Below are 2,426 nucleotides of genomic sequence, written 5' to 3'. Positions count from 1 at the left end.
GTTGCTTCATCTATTAGCACAGGGTTTGTTGTCTCTATGAGTGCGCATCACACTCGCTCGTTGTTATCAGTGCTGATTATCTAAGTGGTAAAAAGTAGCCTGCACGTAGTCTTTGGGGGTTCCGCCGTTATTTTGATTGTAAACACCAGCTTTGAAATACATGTATTGGTCACTGCTGCTATAACCACTGTTGCTCATATCAAAATGCTTGGTAACATTTTCTTTCCCTTGTCGTATCAAGGTGACAAATAAAACATCGTTTTCTACGGTGATCTTATAACTAAACTTTTCATTTAATTCGATGCCATCTTGCGGATCTGGCAAGGTGTGAGAACGCGAACCCACTAAATCGATCCACTCATCATCGCCACCGTTTATTTCATGGGCAAAATAGACAGAGCCTTTGGTATTATTCGGCAACTTGCGATAGTACAGCCTAATTGGCTCATCATCGGTCCCATGAATCTGCCCAATAATGACCCGACCGACCATTTTTTCATCTCCCGTCGTCGACACCCGATTAACCGCTAACGTCGCTTCTAGACTGCCTTCAACCGCACCTGCATTTTTACGGTCTGAGCCATGTGCTGAACTCAATACCCAGTTGTTACCGGTGATTCCCTGTGTTTTCATGCGGGTATTGCCGCGGCGTAACATTTCTCTCAACTCGGTTCGCGCATACTTGGTATTACTGGAGGTTTTTGCCCCCACATTAGGGCACGCAAACACCATGCCTCCGTCATCTGCGGTATAAAATAAGGGCTTTAATTCGAAGCCTTCACTCAGTGGTTTTTCATATACGGTATCGGCTTTTTTGTCTTTGTTGAGATCGGTTGGCAGCGTTAGGCTCCAATCTAATAAGTCAAAATTTTCGCTCGGCTTTTTTTTCGGATCAAGTTTTTGTAGATCACCAAGTAGAACCCCTTCAGCTAACGAAAGATGCGACGCCGCAATGGTGAAGTCATTGGCGCTTGTGGCACTTATTGTCTCATTCGAGGCCAATAGACTACTTAGTATAAAAGCGCTAATTAGCGCTTTGTTTAAGGTTTTCATTCAATAATCTCCAAACACTAAAAATGACCCATTTCGTAATAGACTGAGCAAATATACTAAGTTCCGCGCAGACTCAGCATGCCTTAATTGTTAGTCCGTGTTTAGTGCATACCGGTTTACACAATTAAGATCTTGGAAGCATTGCAAAAGTCGCTCTACCATATATTCTTCACTTTGACGCAGCCACACTCGCGGATCATAAACCTTTTTATTAGGTTTATCTTCGCCATCCGGATTGCCAATTTGCCCCTGTAAATAATCCTGTTTCTGCTGGTAATAATGTAAAACACCCTGCCAACTTGCCCACTGTGTATCAGTATCGATATTCATCTTAACCACACCATAGGTCAGTGACTCGGCGATTTTTTCAGGCTCAGAACCACTACCGCCATGAAATACAAAGTTTAAGCTATTAGCGGGTAGGCCAAATTTATCTGACACATGGCTTTGAGACTCTCGCAATATCCTCGGAGTGAGCACCACATTACCCGGCTTATACACGCCATGTACGTTACCGAATGATGCCGCGATAATAAAATTAGGACTAATTTGACTTAGACGTTCATAGGCAAAAGCAACGTCCTCAGGCTGCGTATACAAGGCAGAGTTATCTAAATGAGAATTATCGACACCGTCTTCTTCGCCGCCGGTACAACCCAGTTCGATTTCTAAGGTCATGCCCATTTTGGCCATGCGAGACAAATAGGCTGCACAGATGTCTATATTGTCGAGCAATGGCTCTTCGGACAAGTCGAGCATATGTGAACTAAATAAGGGTTTACCCGTTAATTCAAAGTAACGCTCGCCTTCTTCTAACAAGCCATCAATCCATGGTAATAATTTTTTAGCAGCATGATCGGTATGCAGCATCACAGGCACTGCATAATGTTCTGCTACGGCATGAACATACTTCGCTGCAGTTAGAGCGCCAAGTACAGCAGATTGTTGGCCAGGCAAAGACAGACCTTTGCCAACAAAAAATTGTGCCCCGCCATGTGATAGCTGAATGATCACCGGAGATTGTGCTCTTTTGGCTGCTTCTAATGTGGCGTTAATTGAGTTGGTTCCAACTACATTAACCGCCGGCAACGCATACTGATTGCTACGGGCATGACTGTATAAAGCTGTAACATCTTCACCCACTATGACACCAGGTTGAAGCAGGTGAATTACATTTTTCATTGATGGTTTCCTTACTCGATTATCGCCTTTAACAAGCAGAATGTTCGCCTGCCAGTTTCATTAATGTAACCACCAGAGCGGCAAATCCGGAGGGCCACAAAGCCTGAGCTTAAAACCATACAAAAGGGGCTAAGTCGAATTTGTATCTACAAATTTGTACCTTAACTCTTCATTCAGGCGTGTTAATGGGC

The 2,426-nt window shown here is 43.8% G+C and carries 2 protein-coding genes; both read right to left on the bottom strand.

The genetic code is table 11. The annotated features are described in order from the left end of the window. Nucleotides 1-66 precede the first annotated feature (66 nt). Nucleotides 67-1,053 (bottom strand): polysaccharide lyase family 7 protein, encoded by a 987-nt coding sequence (locus tag NWQ57_RS14940; protein WP_306022960.1) that lies wholly within the window; start codon nucleotides 1,051-1,053, stop codon nucleotides 67-69. A 90-nt stretch (nucleotides 1,054-1,143) separates the two neighbouring features. After that, a complete protein-coding gene (gene fbaA, locus NWQ57_RS14935) occupies nucleotides 1,144-2,235 on the bottom strand; it encodes a class II fructose-bisphosphate aldolase (RefSeq protein WP_306022959.1) in 1,092 nt (363 codons plus the stop codon). Nucleotides 2,236-2,426: the final 191 nt, after the last annotated feature.

Source organism: Paraglaciecola sp. (assembly GCF_030730205.1).
Lineage (GTDB): Bacteria > Pseudomonadota > Gammaproteobacteria > Enterobacterales > Alteromonadaceae > Paraglaciecola.
The sequence above is the reverse complement of the archived record's forward strand: the minus strand, read 5'-3'. Positions and strand labels throughout refer to the sequence as shown.